The sequence below is a fragment of the Staphylococcus sp. AC872 genome, assembly GCF_979255425.1.
Window position 1 is genome coordinate 22932 of sequence record NZ_CEEDKW010000008.1, and the last position, 18964, is coordinate 41895.

An 18964-nucleotide genomic window follows, 5' to 3' on the forward strand; every position below is an offset into this window, starting at 1 on the left:
TAAAAAATAACGTTATTAATCATTTTATAATATTAAAGTTAAATTTGACGTGACAAAGCTTAAAATGACTGTTAAAATAATTTGAATTTCAAGTAAGAAAAGAGGAATAATATGTCAGCGATTGCTCAAAACCCTTGGTTGATGGTGTTTGCTATCTTTGTAATCAATGTGTGTTACGTCACATGTTTAACAATGAGAACCATTTTAACTTTAAAAGGTTACCGTTATGTGGCTGCGATTGTAAGTTTTGTTGAAGTCTTAATTTATGTCGTAGGTCTAGGGTTGGTAATGTCTAGTTTAGATCAAATTCAAAATATTGTTGCTTATGCATTTGGTTTTTCAATAGGTATCATTGTGGGTATGAAAATCGAAGAAAAATTGGCACTCGGTTATACTGTAGTTAATGTGACATCTTCTGAATACGAGTTAGATTTACCTAATGAACTCCGTAACTTAGGGTATGGTGTTACACACTATGAAGCGTTTGGACGAGATGGAAGCCGAATGGTAATGCAAATATTAACGCCAAGAAAATATGAATTAAAGTTAATGGATACAATTAAAAACTTAGATCCTAAAGCCTTTATCATTGCTTATGAGCCAAGAAATATTCACGGTGGCTTCTGGGTTAAAGGTGTACGTAAACGTAAACTTAAAGCTTACGAACCAGAAGAATTAGAAAGTGTTGTTGAGCATGAAGTATAAAGTAAATGATAATGAGACGATTGCTGATTGCCTACAAAGAATGAAAGCCGATGGTTATATGCCAACAAGACGCATTGAAAAGCCAATTTATAAAGAAAATAAAGATGGAAGTTTAGAAGTTTTAAAACAAGACATAATTTTTATTGGTAAGAAGATAACTGAATAACACATGACAGAGACCACTCAATAAGTTGCTTTGAGTGGTTTTGATTTTGGAATTGTGTTTGACAAAAATATGAAATAAAATAGGAATATAAGTTAATTAGAATTATACAATCGATAGGTATTCTGTTAGAATTAAAGTAAATCGTCAAAGACGAACTTTTGTGTTTATTTTACTTTTAATGTACAGATTTTGGAATTTGAAATATGAATATACATACGATAGGAGTTTAAAAAATGATTGAACGTTATTCTAGAGAAGAAATGTCGTCTATCTGGACAGACCAAAACCGTTATGAAGCTTGGCTTGAAGTAGAAATTTTAGCATCTGAAGCATGGAGTGAACTTGGATATATTCCTAAAGAAGATGTTCAAAAAATTCGTCAAAATGCAAAAGTTGATGTAGCGCGTGCTAAAGAAATAGAATTAGAAACAAGACATGATGTCGTAGCATTTACTAGACAGGTTTCAGAAACATTAGGTGACGAAAGAAAATGGGTTCATTATGGTTTAACTTCTACTGATGTTGTAGATACAGCACTTAGTTATGTCATTAAACAAGCAAATGATATTATTGAAAAAGACTTAGAAAGATTCATAAAAGTTTTAGAAGAAAAAGCTAAAAATTACAAATATACATTAATGATGGGTAGAACGCATGGTGTACATGCCGAGCCAACAACGTTCGGTGTCAAAATGGCATTATGGTATACAGAAATGAAACGTAATTTAAAACGTTTTAAAGATGTACGTGAAGAAATAGAAGTAGGAAAAATGAGTGGTGCGGTAGGTACGTTTGCGAACATTCCACCAGAAATAGAAAGCTATGTGTGTAAACATTTAGGCTTAGGTGCAGCACCTGTTTCAACTCAAACTTTACAACGTGACCGTCACGCTTACTATATCGCAACATTGGCGCTTATTGCGACTTCATTAGAAAAATTTGCAGTTGAAATTAGAAACCTACAAAAGACTGAAACACGTGAAGTTGAAGAAGCTTTTGCTAAAGGGCAAAAAGGATCTTCAGCGATGCCACATAAACGTAATCCAATTGGTTCTGAAAATATTACGGGTATTTCTCGTGTGATTCGCGGTTATATCACTACCGCTTATGAAAATGTACCATTATGGCATGAACGAGATATTTCACATTCATCCGCTGAACGTATCATGTTACCTGATGTAACAATTGCCTTAGATTATGCATTAAATAGATTTACAAATATCGTAGATCGTTTAACAGTATATGAGGATAATATGCAAGCGAATATCAATAAAACATTTGGATTAATTTATTCACAACGCGTATTACTTTCTCTAATCAATAAAGGTATGGTACGTGAAGAAGCGTATGATACAGTGCAACCTAAGGCTATGAAATCTTGGGAAACTAAAACACCTTTCAGAGAATTAATAGAACAAGATAGTAAGATTACAGATGTATTATCTAAAGAAGAATTAGATGAATGTTTCAATCCAAAACACCATTTAAACCAAGTCGACACCATCTTTAAAAGAGCAGGCTTAGAATAACATTAGAAATTATAATTAAATCCTATACAAATTCAATTAAAACTACTACACTTTACCTTGTTAGTAAGTTAAAATAGTAAAAAGAATATGCATATAGGAGCTGTTATGATGCAAATTGAAAAATTACGTGGGGATGCGTTAAATGAATTATTTGATGCAATCCTTACATTAGAGAATAGAGAAGAATGTTATCAGTTTTTCGATGATTTATGCACAGTGAACGAAATTCAATCACTTTCTCAACGACTTCAAGTTGCTAAAATGATTAAACAAGGATACACATATGCAACAATTGAACAAGAATCAGGCGCGTCAACGGCAACGATTTCTCGAGTGAAGCGTTCTTTACAATGGGGCAATGATGCATACACAATGATATTAGATCGCCTTAATATCGATACAAAAGAATAAAATAATGCAAAACGATCGTAACTATTAAAGTTCAACATCTTTAATATGTTAACGATCGTTTCTTTTTTAGTATCAAAAGTGAAAAATAAGTTATACAATTTCATATGATCTGTTTAGAACTAGCATGTTAAAAATGATATAATTTAAGGTATGTTAAAAAAAGGAGTTTCACGTAATGTATGATATTAAACAATGGCGTCATGTATTTAAATTAGACCCTGCTAAGCCTATTTCAGACGATGATTTAGATGCGATTGGTATGTCAAATACAGATGCTATCATCATCGGTGGCACTGATAACGTAACTGAAGATAACGTCATTCATTTAATGAGTAGAGTACGACGTTATCCATTACCACTTGTTCTTGAAATTTCTAACTTAGAGAGTGTTATGCCAGGTTTTGATTTTTACTTTGTACCTACTGTTTTAAATAGTAACAATGTAAAGTATCATAATGAAATGCTATTAGAAGCTTTAAAGGAATTTGGTCATGTTATTAACTTTGAAGAAGTCGTCTTTGAAGGTTATTTAGTACTAAATGAAAATAGTAAAGTTGCGCAAAAAACAAAAGCAAATACGCAATTAGATATAGATGATGTAGATTCATATGCATTAATGGCCAATGAATTATATCGTTTCCCTATAATGTATCTCGAATATAGTGGTGAATATGGGGATGTAGAGAAAGTGAAGTCAGTAGCAAATACACTAACGACAACACAATTATTTTATGGTGGCGGAATAACATCGTTATCACAAGCAAAAGAAATGGCTGAGTTTGCTGATACAATCGTCGTTGGTGATATTGTATATCAAGATATAAAGAAAGCATTAAAAACAGTTAAGATAAAGGAGTCTAGTAAATGAATTCATTAGTAAAGAATATGAATGCAGAGCAAAGTGAAGCTGTCAGAACTACAGAAGGGCCACTATTGATTATGGCAGGTGCAGGATCTGGTAAAACACGTGTGTTAACACATAGAATCGCTTATTTATTAGACGAGAAAGATGTATCACCTTACAATATTTTAGCCATAACGTTTACAAATAAGGCTGCTAAAGAAATGAAAGCTAGAGTAGAACAATTAGTAGGCGAAGAAGCACAAGTAATATGGATGTCTACATTCCACTCTATGTGCGTTCGTATATTACGTCGAGATGCAGATCGTATCGGCATAGAACGTAATTTCACGATTATTGATCCAACTGACCAAAAATCAGTGATCAAAGATGTTTTAAAGAATGAAAATATCGATAGTAAACGTTTTGAACCACGTATGTTTATTGGTGCCATTAGCAATTTAAAAAATGAATTAAAAACGCCAGAAGATGCTCAAAAAGAAGCTAATGATTATCATTCACAAATGGTTGCTACTGTGTATAAAGGCTATCAGCGTCAACTTTCAAGAAATGAAGCGTTGGACTTTGATGATTTAATTATGACAACGATTAATTTATTTGAAAGAGTACCAGAAGCTTTAGAATATTATCAAAACAAATTCCAATATATTCATGTTGATGAATATCAAGATACGAACAAAGCACAATATACGCTAATTAAATTACTAGCGAACAAGTTTAAAAATTTATGTGTTGTAGGTGATTCAGACCAATCTATCTATGGCTGGCGTGGTGCTGATATTCAAAATATCTTGTCATTCGAAGAAGATTATCCAGACGCCAAAACAATCTTCCTAGAACAAAACTATCGTTCAACAAAAACAATCTTAAATGCTGCTAATGAAGTCATTAAAAACAATACTGAAAGAAAGCCTAAAGGGTTATGGACTGCTAATACAGGCGGAGATAAAATTAATTATTATGAAGCAACAACTGAACGTGATGAAGCAGAATATGTTGTTCGTGAAATTATGAAGCATCAACGTAATGGTAAAAAATATAGTGATATGGCTATTTTATATAGAACCAATGCACAATCGCGTGTACTTGAAGAAACATTTATGAAATCAAACATTCCTTACACAATGGTTGGCGGACAAAAATTCTATGATCGTAAAGAAATTAAAGATTTATTAAGTTATTTAAGAGTGATTGCCAATAGTAATGATGATATTAGTTTACAACGTATTATTAATGTACCTAAACGAGGTGTAGGACCGTCATCAGTTGAAAAAATTCAAACTTATGCAGTTCAAAATAATATCAGTATGTTTGACGCATTAGGTGAAGTTGATTTTATTGGATTATCTAAAAAAGTAACTCAAGAATGTATCGCTTTTTACGAAATGATTCAAAATCTTATTAAAGAGCAAGAGTTTCTTGAAATTAGCGAAATCGTAGAAGAAGTACTAGTCAAATCTGGTTACAGAGATATGCTTGATAGAGAACAAACACTTGAATCACGTAGTCGTTTAGAAAACTTGGACGAATTTATGTCGGTTCCCAAAGACTATGAAGAAAACACGCCATTAGAAGAGCAATCATTAATCAACTTTTTAACGGATTTATCACTTGTAGCTGATATTGATGAAGCGGATACAGAATCGGGTGTTACATTAATGACGATGCACTCTGCCAAGGGTTTAGAATTTCCAATTGTGTTTATCATGGGTATGGAAGAGTCGCTATTCCCGCATATAAGAGCAATTAAAAGTGATGATGACCACGAAATGGAAGAAGAACGACGTATCTGTTACGTAGCAATTACACGAGCAGAGGAAACGTTATATATTACGAATGCAACAACTCGAATGTTATTTGGTCGTTCTCAATCAAATATGCCATCACGTTTCTTAAAAGAAATACCTGAAGATTTAATGGAGAGTCATTCTGGTAGTAAACGACAAACGATTCAACCTAAAGCAAAACCAACTCAAAAACGTGGATTTAGTAAACGTACAACGTCATCTAAGAAACAAGTCACATCTTCAGATTGGAAGGTAGGAGACAAAGTGACTCATAAAGCATGGGGAGAAGGAATGGTTAGTAACGTTAACGAAAAGAATGGTTCTGTCGAATTAGATATTATTTTTAAATCAGAAGGACCTAAACGATTACTTGCACAATTTGCACCAATTGAGAAAAAGGAGGACTAGTGGATGAGTCAATTACAAAATCGTGTAGATGAATTACATGATTTATTAAACCAATATAGTTATGAATACTATGTTCAAGATAACCCATCAGTGCCAGATAGTGAATACGATAAATTATTACACGAACTCATTCATATTGAAGAAGAACATCCTGAATTTAAGACACCAGATTCACCTACAGTGCGAGTAGGTGGCGAAGCACAATCATCCTTTGAAAAAGTGAATCATGATACGCCTATGCTTAGTTTAGGTAATGCTTTCAATGAGGAAGATTTAAGAAAGTTTGATCAACGTATACGAGAAAATATTGGCAAAGTAGAATATATGTGTGAACTTAAAATAGATGGTTTAGCGGTCTCTTTAAAATATGAAAACGGCCGTTTCGTACAAGGATTAACTCGTGGTGATGGTACAACGGGTGAAGATATAACTGAAAATTTAAGAACGATTCATGCCATTCCATTAAAAATTAAAGAACCACTTAATTTTGAAGTTCGTGGAGAAGCATATATGCCAAGAAAATCATTTATGAATTTAAATGAAGAAAAAGAAAAGAATGGCGAGCAACCTTTTGCAAATCCTCGTAATGCAGCAGCAGGGTCGTTACGCCAACTAGATTCTAAGCTAGCTGCTAAAAGAAAGTTAAGTGTATTCTTATATAGTATTAACGATTTTACTGACTTTGAAGCGACTACTCAAAGTGGTGCATTAGATGAATTAGATCAATTAGGATTTAAGACAAATCATGAACGTGAGAGAGTATCTGATATAGACGGCGTGCTTAAATATATTGAAAAATGGACAGCTGAAAGAGAAACCTTACCTTATGATATAGATGGCATCGTTATCAAAGTCAATGATTTGGAACAACAAGATGAAATGGGATTCACCCAAAAATCACCTCGATGGGCTATTGCTTATAAGTTTCCTGCTGAAGAAGTTGTTACAGAGTTATTAGACATTGAATTAAGTATAGGACGTACAGGTGTTGTTACACCTACGGCAATCCTCGAACCAGTGAGAGTGGCAGGTACGACTGTATCAAGGGCTTCATTACATAATGAGGATTTAATACATGAAAGAGATATCAGAATTGGTGATAGTGTTGTTGTCAAAAAGGCAGGCGATATTATCCCAGAAGTTGTGAAAAGTATTATTGACCGTCGACCTGAAGATGCTGAAACGTATCATATGCCGACGCATTGTCCAAGTTGTGGTCATGAGTTAGTAAGAATAGAAGGCGAAGTGGCTTTACGATGTATTAATCCTAAATGCCAAGCGCAGTTGATCGAAGGTCTTATTCACTTTGTTTCACGTCAGGCTATGAATATTGATGGTTTAGGTACTAAAATTATTCAACAGTTATATGAAAATGATTTGATTAAAGATGTTGCCGATATCTTTTATTTGGAAGAAGAAGATTTATTACCTCTTGAACGTATGGGAAGTAAAAAAGTTGAAAATTTATTAGAAGCTATAAAACAAGCTAAATCACAGTCGTTAGAACATTTATTGTTTGGTTTAGGCATTCGTCATTTAGGTGTAAAAGCAAGTCGTGTTCTAGCTGAAAAGTACGAAACTATGGATCGTCTTTTGACAGTAACTGAAGAGGAATTGATTGCCATTCATGATATTGGTGGTAAATTAGCACAATCAGTAGTCACTTATTTAGAAAATGATGACATTCGTGCATTAATTCAAAAATTAAAAGATAAAGATGTTAATATGACATATAAAGGTGTTAAAACTACTGAAATTGAAGGACATCCTGATTTTAGTGGTAAGACAATTGTATTAACTGGTAAATTAGAACAAATGACACGTAATGAGGCTTCGCAGTGGTTGCAAATGCAAGGTGCGAAAGTGACGAACAGTGTCACTAAGAGTACAGATATACTCATTGCTGGAGCTGATGCAGGTTCTAAATTAACTAAAGCAGAAAAGTTTGGAACGGAAATATGGACTGAAGAAGAATTTGCAACAAAACAAAATGAAATAAACAATGAGTGAGGTACGTCGATGAAGCGAACAATAATTTTACTTATCTCGACAATTTTTATTTTAACCGCATGCAGTAACGATAAAGATAAATCATCTGACCAAGAAGCAGATCATACTAAAGGAAGTCATTCATCTCAGGTCAAACAAGTGGCTACAGATAAAAACGTACAAGGCGATAATTATCGTACGATTTTACCATTTAAAGAAAGTCAATCACGTGGGTTATTACAAGATAATATGGCAAATAGCTATAACAGCGAAGGCTTTGAGAGTGGTCTGTTAGAACTAAGTAAAGAAGTTTTTCCTACAAACAAATACTTATATCAAGATGGGCAATTTTTAGATAAAAAGACAATCAATGCTTATCTTGATCCCAAATATACTAAAAAAGAAATAGAAAAAATGAGTGATAAAGAGAAGAAAGATAAAAAAGCTAATGAAAATTTAGGCCTTAATCCTTCTCATCAAGGAGAAACAAATCCAACTAAAATAGCTGAAAAATCGCCAGCCTATTTATCTAATATTTTAGAACAGGATTTCTATGGTAATAGTGATACTAAAGGTAAAAATATTAAGGGTATGACCATTGGTTTAGCTATGAATAGTGAATATTATTATCAGAAAGAGAAAGATGGCGAAACGTATAGCAAGAAGTTAGATGACAAAGAAATAGAGAAGCAAGGTAAAGCAATGGCGAGTGAAATATTATCTAGATTAAGAGAAAATAGTGACTTAAAAGATATTCCAATTCACTTTGCTATATATAAACAAAGTAGCCAAGAGTCTATTACGCCGGGTGAATTTATGGCAGGCGCAACTGCTGATGATGGTCAAACGAAAATCAATGATTGGAAAACAATTAATGAGACAACTGCTTTATTACCTTCATCTACAGCAGGTAAATATGATGAATCATTAAATAATAACTTTAAACAATTTAATGATAACCTACAATCTTATTTCTCTAACTTTACTCAAGCAGTAGGTAAAGTGAAATTTGTAGATAAAAAAGCAAAACAGTTAACAGTGGATTTACCAATTGACTATTATGGTCAGGCTGAAACGATTGGAATCACACAATATGTGACAGAACAAGCTAATAAATACTTTGATGATATAGATGAGTATGAAATTAGAATTAAAGATGGTAACAATCCAAGAGCACTAATTAGTAAAAATAAAGATGATAAAGAACCACAGGTTCACATTTATCATAATTAATTTATAAAAGTAAAAAGCGCGTAGAAAAGGTTGGCCTTTTCTACGCGTATTTTTTATTTTTCTTTAACAATTTGTTTTACTTTAGCTAAGTCTTGATTTACAAATTCTCCAGGTGAAGCCGTTAATTTACTTACAATATATGTCACAATAATACTTACAAGAAAACCTGGAATAATTTCATACATACCAAATAATTCATTTATAGAAGCTAATGGTTTAATCCATGCTATCCATATAATCACAACTAAAGCACCACTAATCATACCGCTAATAGCACCAGCTCTCGTCAAACCTTTCCAATATAATGAGAACAATACTAATGGACTAAAAGATGCACCAAAACCTGCCCAAGCATTACCAACTAAATTGAGAATTGTATCATTTGGATGCCAAGCAATAGCGATGGCTACGATAGCTACAACTAATACAGATAATCGTCCTACCATTACAAATTCTTTTTGATGTGTTGCTGCTTTTTCTTCCCCACGAATCAATTTATAAAAATCTTCAGTTAATGAGCTTGAAGTAACCAAAAGTTGAGATGAAATAGTGCTCATAATAGCAGCAAGGATCGCTGCAAGTAAAAATCCGCCAACTAGTGGGTGGAATAGTATTTGGCTCATAATAATAAATAATGTTTCTGGGTCTTCCATTTTAATATGACGTTCAGAGATAAAGGCAATACCTGTTAATCCTACGCAAACCGCACCAAGTAAGCCTATCGTCATCCAACTGATTCCTAAGCGTCTCGCTTTTGGTAATAATTTATGAGATTTAATAGACATAAATCTAACAATAATATGAGGTTGACCGAAATATCCTAATCCCCATGAAAATAGAGAAATAATACCAATTAATGTCGTGCCTCTAAATAAATCCATATTTGTTGGTTTCATTGCTGCTACTTTACTAAAAGTATCAAATCCATTTAACTGCATCATTGCTACAATAGGTACCATGACCATAGCGATTAACATAATAACACCTTGGAAAAAGTCTGTAATAGATACAGCTAAATAACCACCGAAAAATGTATAAAAGATAACAATAACAGCGACGAGAATTAATCCAAAATGATAATTTAATCCAAAGGCACTTTCGAATAATTTACCGCCTGAAACAAAACCAGAATGTGTGTATAAAGTGAAGAATATAACGATAATTAATCCTGAAATAATTTTAATAATATTTTGTTGGTCATTTAATCTGTTCTTAAAGAAATCAGGGAGTGTAATGGCATCTCCTGCAATTTCTGTATAAACTCTTAGCCTAGGCGCTACAACCCAGTAATTAATATAAGCACCCAGTGTTAGACCGATTGTTATCCAAATGGCTGACAAACCAGTACTATAAACAGAACCTGGTAATCCCATGATCATCCAACCACTCATATCCGAAGCTCCTGCGGATAGTGCAGTTATGTAAGGACCTATATTACGACCACCCAACATGAATTCACTTAAATTACCAGTTGCTTGTTTATAGCCATAAAAACCTATAATAAGCAGAATAATAAAGTAAATGGCGATCATGATGTAAGTTTGCCAATTTGCATCAACTTGTTGATTTAGTGCAGTCCCCAAATATAGCATATTAACCACTCCCTCTTATAATTCATTGATTTGTGTCACATGTAATATTATACATTATAGTTAAATGTTTAGAAAAGTGAAAAAATAAAATTTTATTTTTAAAGAACTGACAAAACAGCGATATAGCGCTTACATTATAAATTTTAATTAATATTCCCACTTATAAATATTGCATAATCATAAATGATTAATATAAAATCTAGTGTTTTAATAGAAATATATGATAAATACATATAAATAAGTTACACCTAAATGAATCAATCTTTGATTATTGGATTATGTAATGGAAATGACTAAAAACATGTTCAAAAAAGTGAGGACAGTGATTTAAATTGGCATTATGCAATAAATACTTAGATTTTTAAATGAATATTTGATACAATTTAGTGATGAATGAGTAATAAGGAGGCTTTTATTTAATGACTAAAGTAACACGCGAAGAAGTTGAACATATAGCTAATTTAGCCAGACTTCAAATTTCTCCTGAAGAAACGGATGAAATGGCCAATACATTAGAGAGTATTTTAGATTTTGCTAAACAAAATGATAGTGCAGACACTGAAGGTGTTGAACCAACATACCACGTATTAGATTTACAAAATGTATTACGTGAAGATAAAGCTATCGAGGGCATTCCTCAAGAATTAGCATTAAAAAATGCAAAAGAAACTGAAAATGGACAATTTAAAGTTCCAGCCATCATGAATGAGGAGGACGCTTAAGATGAGTATTCGCTATGAGTCTGTTGAGAATTTATTAACTTTAATTAAAAATAAAGAAATTAAACCTTCACAAATTGTAAGTGATATTTATGATGCTATTGAAGAAACTGATCCTACAATCAAATCTTTCTTAGCTTTAGATAAAGAAAATGCGATGAAAAAAGCGCAAGAATTAGATGAATTACAAGCCAAAGACCAAATGGAAGGTAAATTATTTGGTATTCCAATGGGGATTAAAGACAACATTATAACTAAGGATTTAGAAACAACATGTGCAAGTAAAATGTTGGAAGGTTTTGTACCTATCTATGAATCAACTGTTATGAATAAATTGCATAATGAAAATGCAGTTTTAATTGGTAAATTAAACATGGACGAATTTGCAATGGGTGGTTCTACTGAAACATCTTACTTTAAGAAAACAGTGAATCCATTTGATCATTCTGCTGTACCAGGTGGTTCTTCAGGTGGTTCAGCTGCGGCTGTAGCAGCAGGTTTAGTACCATTTAGTCTAGGGTCAGATACTGGTGGCTCTATTCGTCAACCTGCATCTTATTGCGGTATCGTGGGTATGAAACCAACATACGGACGTGTGTCACGTTTTGGCTTAGTCGCATTCGCTTCATCATTAGACCAAATTGGACCATTAACTCGTAACGTTAAAGATAACGCATTAGTGCTAGAAGCTATTTCTGGTTTAGATGCTAATGATTCAACAAGCGCTCCGGTTGATGATGTTGACTTTACTTCTGAAATTGGAAAAGATATTAAAGGCTTAAAAGTAGCACTTCCTAAAGAATATTTAGGTGAAGGTGTTAGCGAAGATGTTAAAGCATCAGTAAAAAATGCAGTAGAAACATTAAAATCATTAGGTGCTGAAGTAGAAGAGGTATCATTACCTAATACGAAATATGGTATTCCATCATATTATGTTATTGCATCATCAGAAGCATCAGCAAACTTAGCTCGCTTTGATGGTATCCGTTATGGTTATCACTCCAAAGAAGCACAATCACTTGAAGAACTTTATAAAATGTCTAGATCAGAAGGTTTTGGTGACGAAGTTAAACGCCGTATCTTCTTAGGAACATTCGCGTTAAGTTCAGGTTATTATGATGCATTTTATAAGAAATCACAAAAAGTAAGAACTTTAATTAAGAATGACTTTGATAAAATCTTTGAAAAATATGACATTGTTGTAGGTCCAACTGCACCAACAACAGCGTTTGATTTAGGTGATGAGATTGATGATCCATTGACAATGTATGCCAATGATTTATTAACTACACCAGTTAACTTAGCAGGTTTACCAGGTATTTCTGTTCCTTGTGGACAATCAAACGGACGCCCAATTGGATTACAATTTATTGGTAAACCGTTCGATGAAAAGACGTTATATCGTGTTGCATATCAATATGAAACACAATTCAACCTACATGACGCTTATGAAAAATTATAAGGAGTGGAAATAATGCATTTTGAAACAGTTATCGGACTTGAAGTTCATGTTGAGCTAAAAACAGACTCAAAAATGTTCTCTCCATCACCTGCACATTTTGGAGCAGAACCTAACTCAAATACAAACGTAATTGACCTTGCATATCCTGGTGTTCTACCTGTTGTTAATAAAAGAGCAGTAGACTGGGCAATGCGTGCGTCAATGGCTTTAAATATGGATATCGCTACAAATTCTAAATTTGACCGTAAAAACTACTTTTATCCTGATAATCCAAAAGCTTATCAAATTTCTCAATTTGATGAACCAATCGGTGAAAATGGATATATCGATATCGAAGTAGACGGTAAAACAAAACGTATTGGTATTACTCGTTTACACATGGAAGAAGATGCTGGTAAATCAACACATAAAGATGGATATTCTTTAGTTGATTTAAACCGTCAAGGTACACCATTAATCGAAATCGTATCTGAACCAGATATCCGTTCACCTCAAGAAGCGTATGCTTATTTAGAAAAGTTACGCTCAATTATTCAATATACAGGTGTATCTGATTGTAAAATGGAAGAAGGATCATTACGTTGCGATGCTAATATTTCATTACGTCCATATGGCCAAGAAGAATTCGGTACAAAAGCTGAATTGAAAAACTTAAACTCATTTAACTATGTTCGTAAAGGCTTAGAATACGAAGAAAAACGCCAAGAAGAAGAATTGTTAAATGGTGGAGAGATTGGTCAAGAAACGCGTCGTTTTGATGAATCAACAGGTAAAACAATCTTAATGCGTGTTAAAGAAGGATCTGACGATTATCGTTATTTCCCTGAGCCAGATATCGTACCATTATATGTAGATGACGAATGGAAAGAGCGTGTTCGTCAAACAATTCCAGAATTACCAGATGAACGTAAAGCTAAATATGTTAATGATTTAGGATTACCTGAATACGATGCGCATGTTTTAACACTTACTAAAGAAATGTCTGATTTCTTTGAAGGTGCTATAGAACATGGTGCAGACGTGAAATTAACTTCTAACTGGTTAATGGGTGGCGTAAATGAATACTTGAATAAAAATCAAGTAGAATTACAAGATACAAAATTAACACCAGAAAACTTAGCAGGTATGATTAAATTAATCGAAGACGGCACAATGAGCAGTAAGATTGCCAAAAAAGTCTTCCCTGAATTAGCAGAAAATGGTGGAGATGCGAAACAAATTATGGAAGATAAAGGTTTAGTTCAAATTTCAGACGAAGCTACTTTATTAAAATTTGTTAATGAAGCATTAGATAATAATCCTCAATCAGTTGAAGATTATAAAAATGGTAAAGGTAAAGCAATGGGCTTCTTAGTTGGTCAAATTATGAAAGCTTCTAAAGGACAAGCAAACCCTCAAAAAGTAAACCAATTACTTAAACAAGAGCTAGATAAAAGATAAATAATTTGATTTTCACTCCTATAACGTTTAGTGTAAACTATTCGTTGTAGGAGTTTTTTGAATGTCATTCTTTTTGGTGGAGAAATAAGTAGTCCTTAACTAAGATTGAAAGCATTTAGATATAAAACAAAACGTATGAATAATAATTAATACAAAAGTTAAATTAAACACTTTAATATAGTTATATTTGAAAACTTTAGCAAAGCTCATATATAAGCGCTTCTAAACAATAAATTACTATCAAGTTCTAAAAAATACTTTCAACTCGAGTGTAAATCATTTAATATTAAATATGAGTATATGAAGTCGAGGGATATGATATGAGAAAACGAGCAAGAATTATTTATAACCCGACATCTGGTAAAGAGCTATTTAAACGAATGCTACCTGATGTTTTAATTAAACTAGAAAAAGCTGGATACGAAACAAGTGCTTATGCTACAGAGCGCGAAGGTGATGCTACTTTAGAAGCAGAGCGAGCACTTAAACAACAATATGATATTTTAATAGTAGCGGGTGGCGACGGTACATTAAATGAAGTAGTCAATGGAATCGCTGAGCAACCTAATAGACCGAAATTAGGTGTTATACCTATGGGCACAGTTAATGACTTTGGACGAGCGTTGCATTTGCCAAACGACATAATGGGTGCGCTTGATGTGATAATTGAAGGACACAGTACTAAAGTTGATATAGGTAAAATGAACAGTCGTTACTTCATTAACTTAGCAGCAGGTGGTCAACTGACACAAGTCTCATACGAAACACCAAGTAAATTAAAATCTATCGTCGGGTCATTTGCGTATTACATTAAAGGATTCGAAATGTTACCGCAAATGAAGGCTGTTGATTTAAGAATCGAATATGATGATAAAGTCTTTCAGGGAGAAGCATTGCTATTCTTACTAGGACTAACTAATTCAATGGCAGGTTTTGAAAAATTAGTACCTGACGCAAAGTTAGATGATGGTTACTATACATTAATAATAGTAGAAAAGGCGAACTTAGCAGAATTAGGTCACATCATGACTTTAGCTTCAAGAGGCGAACATACAAAGCATCCTAAAGTGATATATGAAAAAGCAAAATCTATTAATATTTCATCATATACTGAAATGCAATTAAATGTTGATGGTGAATATGGCGGCAAATTACCAGCTAATTTCTTAAATTTAGAAAGACATATCGATGTATTTACACCTCATGATATTCATAATGAAGAATTACTTGATCAACCAACAGTAACACCACAGATGAAGGCTGAGGATTATCAACATAATTCAGAAGACGAAGTTTAATAAATATTTAAAGAACACAAGGTTAGGATAGGCAAGATGATATGTCCTAACCTTTTTATATGTGGGGGAAATAAAGTGGAAACATTGAAGAAAAATGATGTACTAACAGGCCAGGTTGTAGATTTAACACATGAAGGCCATGGCGTTGTAAAAATTGATAGATATCCGATATTTATCCCAAATACGTTAATAGATGAGAAGATTGAGTATAAAGTGATTAAAGTAAAGAAAAACTTTGCAATTGGAAAATTAATAAAAGTGATTACTGAAAGTGATGCTCGAGTAGAGCCACCATGTATATATTATTACAAATGCGGAGGATGCCAACTTCAGCATATGTCATATCAAGCACAACTCAATATGAAAAAAGAACAGGTGGTTAATTTATTTCACAGAAAAGCAAAATTTACAAATACAGTTATCAAAGATACTGTTGGTATGGAAGACCCTTGGCGATATAGAAACAAATCACAAATCCCCGTTGGTTTAAGTAAGGATCAGCAACCAATAATGGGATTTTACCGACAACGAAGTCATGACATCATTGATATGGAAAGTTGTTTAATTCAGGATCAACAACATCAACAAGTGATGAACGATCTAAAACAACTGATATCTGAGCTAAATATAAGCGTTTATAATGAAAAAACTAAAAAAGGATTACTTCGTCATTTAGTAGTGAGAACAGGACATTACACGAATCAATTAATGATTATATTAGTGACCAATGGTAAGGCGTTCAAACAAGCTGAATCTCTGGTGGATGCACTAGTTCGAAAATATCCTAATGTCACAAGTATTAAACAAAATATTAATGATGCACATTCAAATGTGATAATGGGGCCTCAATCTATTACGCTTTATGGTGAAGAAGAAATTGAAGATCAATTAAGTGAAGTCACTTTCAATATAAGTGATCAATCGTTCTATCAAATCAATTCACATCAAACAGAAAAATTATATCAACAAGCATTAGATTATGCCCAATTAACCGGGGATGAAATTGTACTTGATACATATTGTGGTATCGGTACAATCGCTATATACATGGCTGAAAATGCTCGACACGTATATGGTGTCGAAGTAGTACCTTCAGCAATTAATGATGCAAATCAAAATGCGACTAAAAACCAATTAGAAAATACAACTTTTGTCTGTGGGAAAGCTGAAGAAGTTATTCTAAAATGGAAAGCAGAAGGAATAAGACCAGATGTTGTTATGGTCGATCCACCAAGAAAGGGTTGCGATGAAACGTTCTTAGAAACAATATTAGAACTTAATCCTAAACGAATTGTATATATATCATGTAATCCGTCTACACAACAACGTGATGCACACATACTTAATCATCAGTATGATTTAAAAGAAATTACACCTGTTGATATGTTCCCGCAAACAACACATATTGAAACAGTGGCATTATTTGAAAGAAAATAATATCATTTGTCGAGATATTTGAAGAAGTTGATTGCTAAAACAAGACGATTATTAAAATTATATTACAAGCAACTTACTTTCTTGAAAATACCTTTAGTATCAATCCTAAACAATGTATACTAAAGTTGATTTTAGAGAAAAATGGAGGGTTGGTTGTGCATAAAATTGATTTGTTTCCACATAAAATTAATATTCGTCGCTTTGTATTAATGCAAATTGTTTTAATTATGTTTGTCATATTATTTACATATAAGTGGGCTTATACCGTGACACATATTATAGAACAAAATATTGTTATGAACTTAGTTTATGGTTTTGCTGGCTTTTTAGTTTTATTAATTATTCATGAGTTGATACATCGTGTATTATTTATTTTATTTTCTAAAGGTGAAAAGCCTAAAATGAAATATAAAAAGGGAACAATGTTATTACAATTTACTGAAACTTGCTTTAACAGATGGCAATTTAGCACAATCATGTTAGCGCCTCTTGTATTAATAAGTTCACTTTTACTTGTACTAATTAAGACTTATGCATATTCCTCGTTGATATTTATGTTTAGTATCCATATTGGCTATTGCGTGCTTGATGTTTTATTAGTGTCGTTAGCACTTGCCAGTAATTTTAAATATATTCAAAAATATGATGAAGGATTATATCTATATCAACACAAACCTAGTCAAATGAATCAAGAATAGTCAATCATTATAGTCATCTTTCTTAAAAGAGAAGATGGCTTATTTTAATGCCTTAATTTAAAAGCATGAAATTCGTGAATCGTCGTCATACATTTTATAATAAAAGTAAGATAATACTAAAAGTGAAAGTGTGGTGAAATAATGGAAGAAAGAAGAATTATTCACATTGACATGGATTACTTTTTTGCGCAAGTTGAAATGAGAGATAATCCGAAACTAAAAGGGAAACCAGTAATTGTTGGAGGAAAGGCAAGTAACAGAGGGGTCGTTTCTACTGCATCTTATGAAGCTAGAAAATATGGTGTGCATTCTGCCATGCCCATGTCACAAGCACATAAACTATGTCCTAATGGTTATTATGTAACGAGTCGCTTTGATGCTTATAGGGAAGCTTCTAAGAAAATTATGGACATATTTCGCAGTTATACTGAAATTGTAGAGCCCTTATCTTTAGATGAAGCTTATTTAGATATTACACATTTAGTGAGACCTGATCTACCAGCTTCTAAAATAGCTAATTTTATACGAAGAGATATATTAGAACAAACTGAATTAACAGCGTCTGCGGGGGTATCTTATAATAAATTTTTAGCGAAATTGGCAAGTGGCATGAATAAGCCTAATGGCCTCACAGTAATAGATTATAATAATGTACATGACATTTTAATGAATTTGGATATTGGTGAATTTCCAGGTGTTGGAAAAGCATCGGAAAAGGTCATGCATGATAATCAAATTTTTAATGGTCAAGACTTATACAATAAGGATGAATTTGAATTAATACGTTTGTTTGGAAAAAGAGGGAGGGGTTTATACAATAAAGTAAGAGGTATTGACCATAATGAGGTAAAATCGACCCGAATACGAAAATCTGTAGGAACAGAACGTACTTTTGCAACAGATGTTAATGATGATGATGAGATTTTAAGAAAGGTTTGGGAATTATCTGGAAAAACGGCGGAAAGATTAAATAAGTTACAAAAATCAGGTAAAACTGTGACGGTGAAAATTAAAACCTATCAATTTGAGACGTTATCAAAGCAAACCAGTTTAAGGGATCCTGTTAATTCAGAAACAGATATTTATAATATTGCCTATTCACTTTATACTGATTTGAAAGATCCTGATGTACCTATACGATTAATAGGTGTTACAGTAGGTAACCTAGAGCAATCAGCATATCGCAATATGACTATATATGATTTTATATAAAAGGCTAGTAATGTAA

16 protein-coding genes are annotated in these 18964 nt (G+C 32.8%); 15 read left to right on the top strand and 1 reads right to left on the bottom strand.

What is annotated here, in order from left to right; translation table 11 throughout:
• Positions 1-111: 111 nt before the first annotated feature.
• The 8 genes from ACZ267_RS10980 to ACZ267_RS11015 all read left to right on the top strand — a co-directional run bounded on the left by ACZ267_RS10980 (position 112) and on the right by ACZ267_RS11015 (position 9090).
• Positions 112-705, top strand: a complete 594-nt coding sequence (locus ACZ267_RS10980) for a DUF2179 domain-containing protein (RefSeq protein WP_002452264.1) — start codon at positions 112-114, stop codon at positions 703-705.
• Entirely contained in the window at positions 689-871 is a 183-nt protein-coding gene (locus ACZ267_RS10985) for an NETI motif-containing protein (RefSeq protein ID WP_026088922.1), read from the top strand. Before ACZ267_RS10980 ends, ACZ267_RS10985 begins: the two co-directional genes overlap by 17 nt.
• A gap of 233 nt (positions 872-1104) precedes the next feature.
• Positions 1105-2400: an adenylosuccinate lyase gene (gene purB, locus ACZ267_RS10990; RefSeq protein WP_015364852.1), complete on the top strand. Its 1296-nt coding sequence runs from the start codon at positions 1105-1107 to the stop codon at positions 2398-2400.
• 108 nt (positions 2401-2508) lie between these two features.
• Positions 2509-2811 carry a YerC/YecD family TrpR-related protein gene (locus tag ACZ267_RS10995; RefSeq protein WP_002452267.1) on the top strand — a complete coding sequence of 101 codons (303 nt, stop codon included), beginning with the start codon at positions 2509-2511 and terminating at the stop codon, positions 2809-2811.
• A gap of 175 nt (positions 2812-2986) precedes the next feature.
• Complete coding sequence (pcrB, locus tag ACZ267_RS11000) at positions 2987-3679, top strand: heptaprenylglyceryl phosphate synthase (RefSeq protein WP_002466119.1); 693 nt, start codon at positions 2987-2989, stop codon at positions 3677-3679.
• A complete protein-coding gene (gene pcrA / locus ACZ267_RS11005) occupies positions 3676-5868 on the top strand; it encodes a DNA helicase PcrA (RefSeq protein WP_002466142.1) in 2193 nt (730 codons plus the stop codon). Before pcrB ends, pcrA begins: the two co-directional genes overlap by 4 nt.
• Positions 5869-5871: 3 nt before the next feature.
• Entirely contained in the window at positions 5872-7878 is a 2007-nt protein-coding gene (gene ligA, locus ACZ267_RS11010) for an NAD-dependent DNA ligase LigA (protein WP_002466117.1), read from the top strand.
• Positions 7879-7887: 9 nt separating this feature from the next.
• Positions 7888-9090 (top strand): CamS family sex pheromone protein, encoded by a 1203-nt coding sequence (locus ACZ267_RS11015; RefSeq protein WP_015364854.1) that lies wholly within the window; start codon positions 7888-7890, stop codon positions 9088-9090.
• Between the two features lie 53 nt (positions 9091-9143).
• Here the strand turns inward: ACZ267_RS11015 and putP are convergent, their stop codons facing one another.
• The gene (putP, locus tag ACZ267_RS11020; protein ID WP_015364855.1) at positions 9144-10682 is read right to left on the bottom strand and encodes a sodium/proline symporter PutP; all 1539 of its coding nucleotides are present in this window, start codon (positions 10680-10682) and stop codon (positions 9144-9146) included.
• Positions 10683-11101: 419 nt separating this feature from the next.
• Between putP and gatC the strand changes: the two genes are divergently transcribed.
• The 7 genes from gatC (at position 11102) to dinB (ending at position 18948) form a co-directional block, all read left to right on the top strand.
• Positions 11102-11404, top strand: coding sequence for an Asp-tRNA(Asn)/Glu-tRNA(Gln) amidotransferase subunit GatC (gene gatC / locus ACZ267_RS11025; RefSeq protein WP_002452273.1), 303 nt, complete (start codon positions 11102-11104; stop codon positions 11402-11404).
• Between the two features lies 1 nt (position 11405).
• Positions 11406-12863 carry an Asp-tRNA(Asn)/Glu-tRNA(Gln) amidotransferase subunit GatA gene (gene gatA, locus ACZ267_RS11030; protein ID WP_002466125.1) on the top strand — a complete coding sequence of 486 codons (1458 nt, stop codon included), beginning with the start codon at positions 11406-11408 and terminating at the stop codon, positions 12861-12863.
• 12 nt (positions 12864-12875) lie between these two features.
• A complete protein-coding gene (gene gatB / locus ACZ267_RS11035) occupies positions 12876-14303 on the top strand; it encodes an Asp-tRNA(Asn)/Glu-tRNA(Gln) amidotransferase subunit GatB (protein WP_002452275.1) in 1428 nt (475 codons plus the stop codon).
• 320 nt (positions 14304-14623) lie between these two features.
• Entirely contained in the window at positions 14624-15601 is a 978-nt protein-coding gene (locus tag ACZ267_RS11040) for a diacylglycerol kinase (protein ID WP_002466146.1), read from the top strand.
• A gap of 75 nt (positions 15602-15676) precedes the next feature.
• Complete coding sequence (gene rlmD / locus ACZ267_RS11045; RefSeq protein ID WP_002466102.1) at positions 15677-17038, top strand: 23S rRNA (uracil(1939)-C(5))-methyltransferase RlmD; 1362 nt, start codon at positions 15677-15679, stop codon at positions 17036-17038.
• Positions 17039-17193: 155 nt separating this feature from the next.
• A complete protein-coding gene (locus ACZ267_RS11050) occupies positions 17194-17736 on the top strand; it encodes a DUF3267 domain-containing protein (RefSeq protein WP_002466107.1) in 543 nt (180 codons plus the stop codon).
• A 141-nt stretch (positions 17737-17877) separates the two neighbouring features.
• Positions 17878-18948, top strand: a complete 1071-nt coding sequence (gene dinB, locus ACZ267_RS11055) for a DNA polymerase IV (protein WP_002466110.1) — start codon at positions 17878-17880, stop codon at positions 18946-18948.
• Positions 18949-18964 lie beyond the last annotated feature (16 nt).

Bases quoted from the DNA above. Each gene is read 5' to 3' on its own strand.
- pcrA (WP_002466142.1), top strand. From the start codon at position 3,676: ATGAATTCATTAGTAAAGAATATGAATGCAGAGCAAAGTGAAGCTGTC.
- gatC (WP_002452273.1), top strand. From the start codon at position 11,102: ATGACTAAAGTAACACGCGAAGAAGTTGAACATATAGCTAATTTAGCC.
- ACZ267_RS11015 (WP_015364854.1), top strand. From the start codon at position 7,888: ATGAAGCGAACAATAATTTTACTTATCTCGACAATTTTTATTTTAACC.
- dinB (WP_002466110.1), top strand. From the start codon at position 17,878: ATGGAAGAAAGAAGAATTATTCACATTGACATGGATTACTTTTTTGCG.
- gatA (WP_002466125.1), top strand. From the start codon at position 11,406: ATGAGTATTCGCTATGAGTCTGTTGAGAATTTATTAACTTTAATTAAA.
- gatB (WP_002452275.1), top strand. From the start codon at position 12,876: ATGCATTTTGAAACAGTTATCGGACTTGAAGTTCATGTTGAGCTAAAA.
- ACZ267_RS10995 (WP_002452267.1), top strand. From the start codon at position 2,509: ATGCAAATTGAAAAATTACGTGGGGATGCGTTAAATGAATTATTTGAT.
- ACZ267_RS10980 (WP_002452264.1), top strand. From the start codon at position 112: ATGTCAGCGATTGCTCAAAACCCTTGGTTGATGGTGTTTGCTATCTTT.
- purB (WP_015364852.1), top strand. From the start codon at position 1,105: ATGATTGAACGTTATTCTAGAGAAGAAATGTCGTCTATCTGGACAGAC.
- ligA (WP_002466117.1), top strand. From the start codon at position 5,872: ATGAGTCAATTACAAAATCGTGTAGATGAATTACATGATTTATTAAAC.
- ACZ267_RS11040 (WP_002466146.1), top strand. From the start codon at position 14,624: ATGAGAAAACGAGCAAGAATTATTTATAACCCGACATCTGGTAAAGAG.
- putP (WP_015364855.1), bottom strand. From the start codon at position 10,682: ATGCTATATTTGGGGACTGCACTAAATCAACAAGTTGATGCAAATTGG.
- pcrB (WP_002466119.1), top strand. From the start codon at position 2,987: ATGTATGATATTAAACAATGGCGTCATGTATTTAAATTAGACCCTGCT.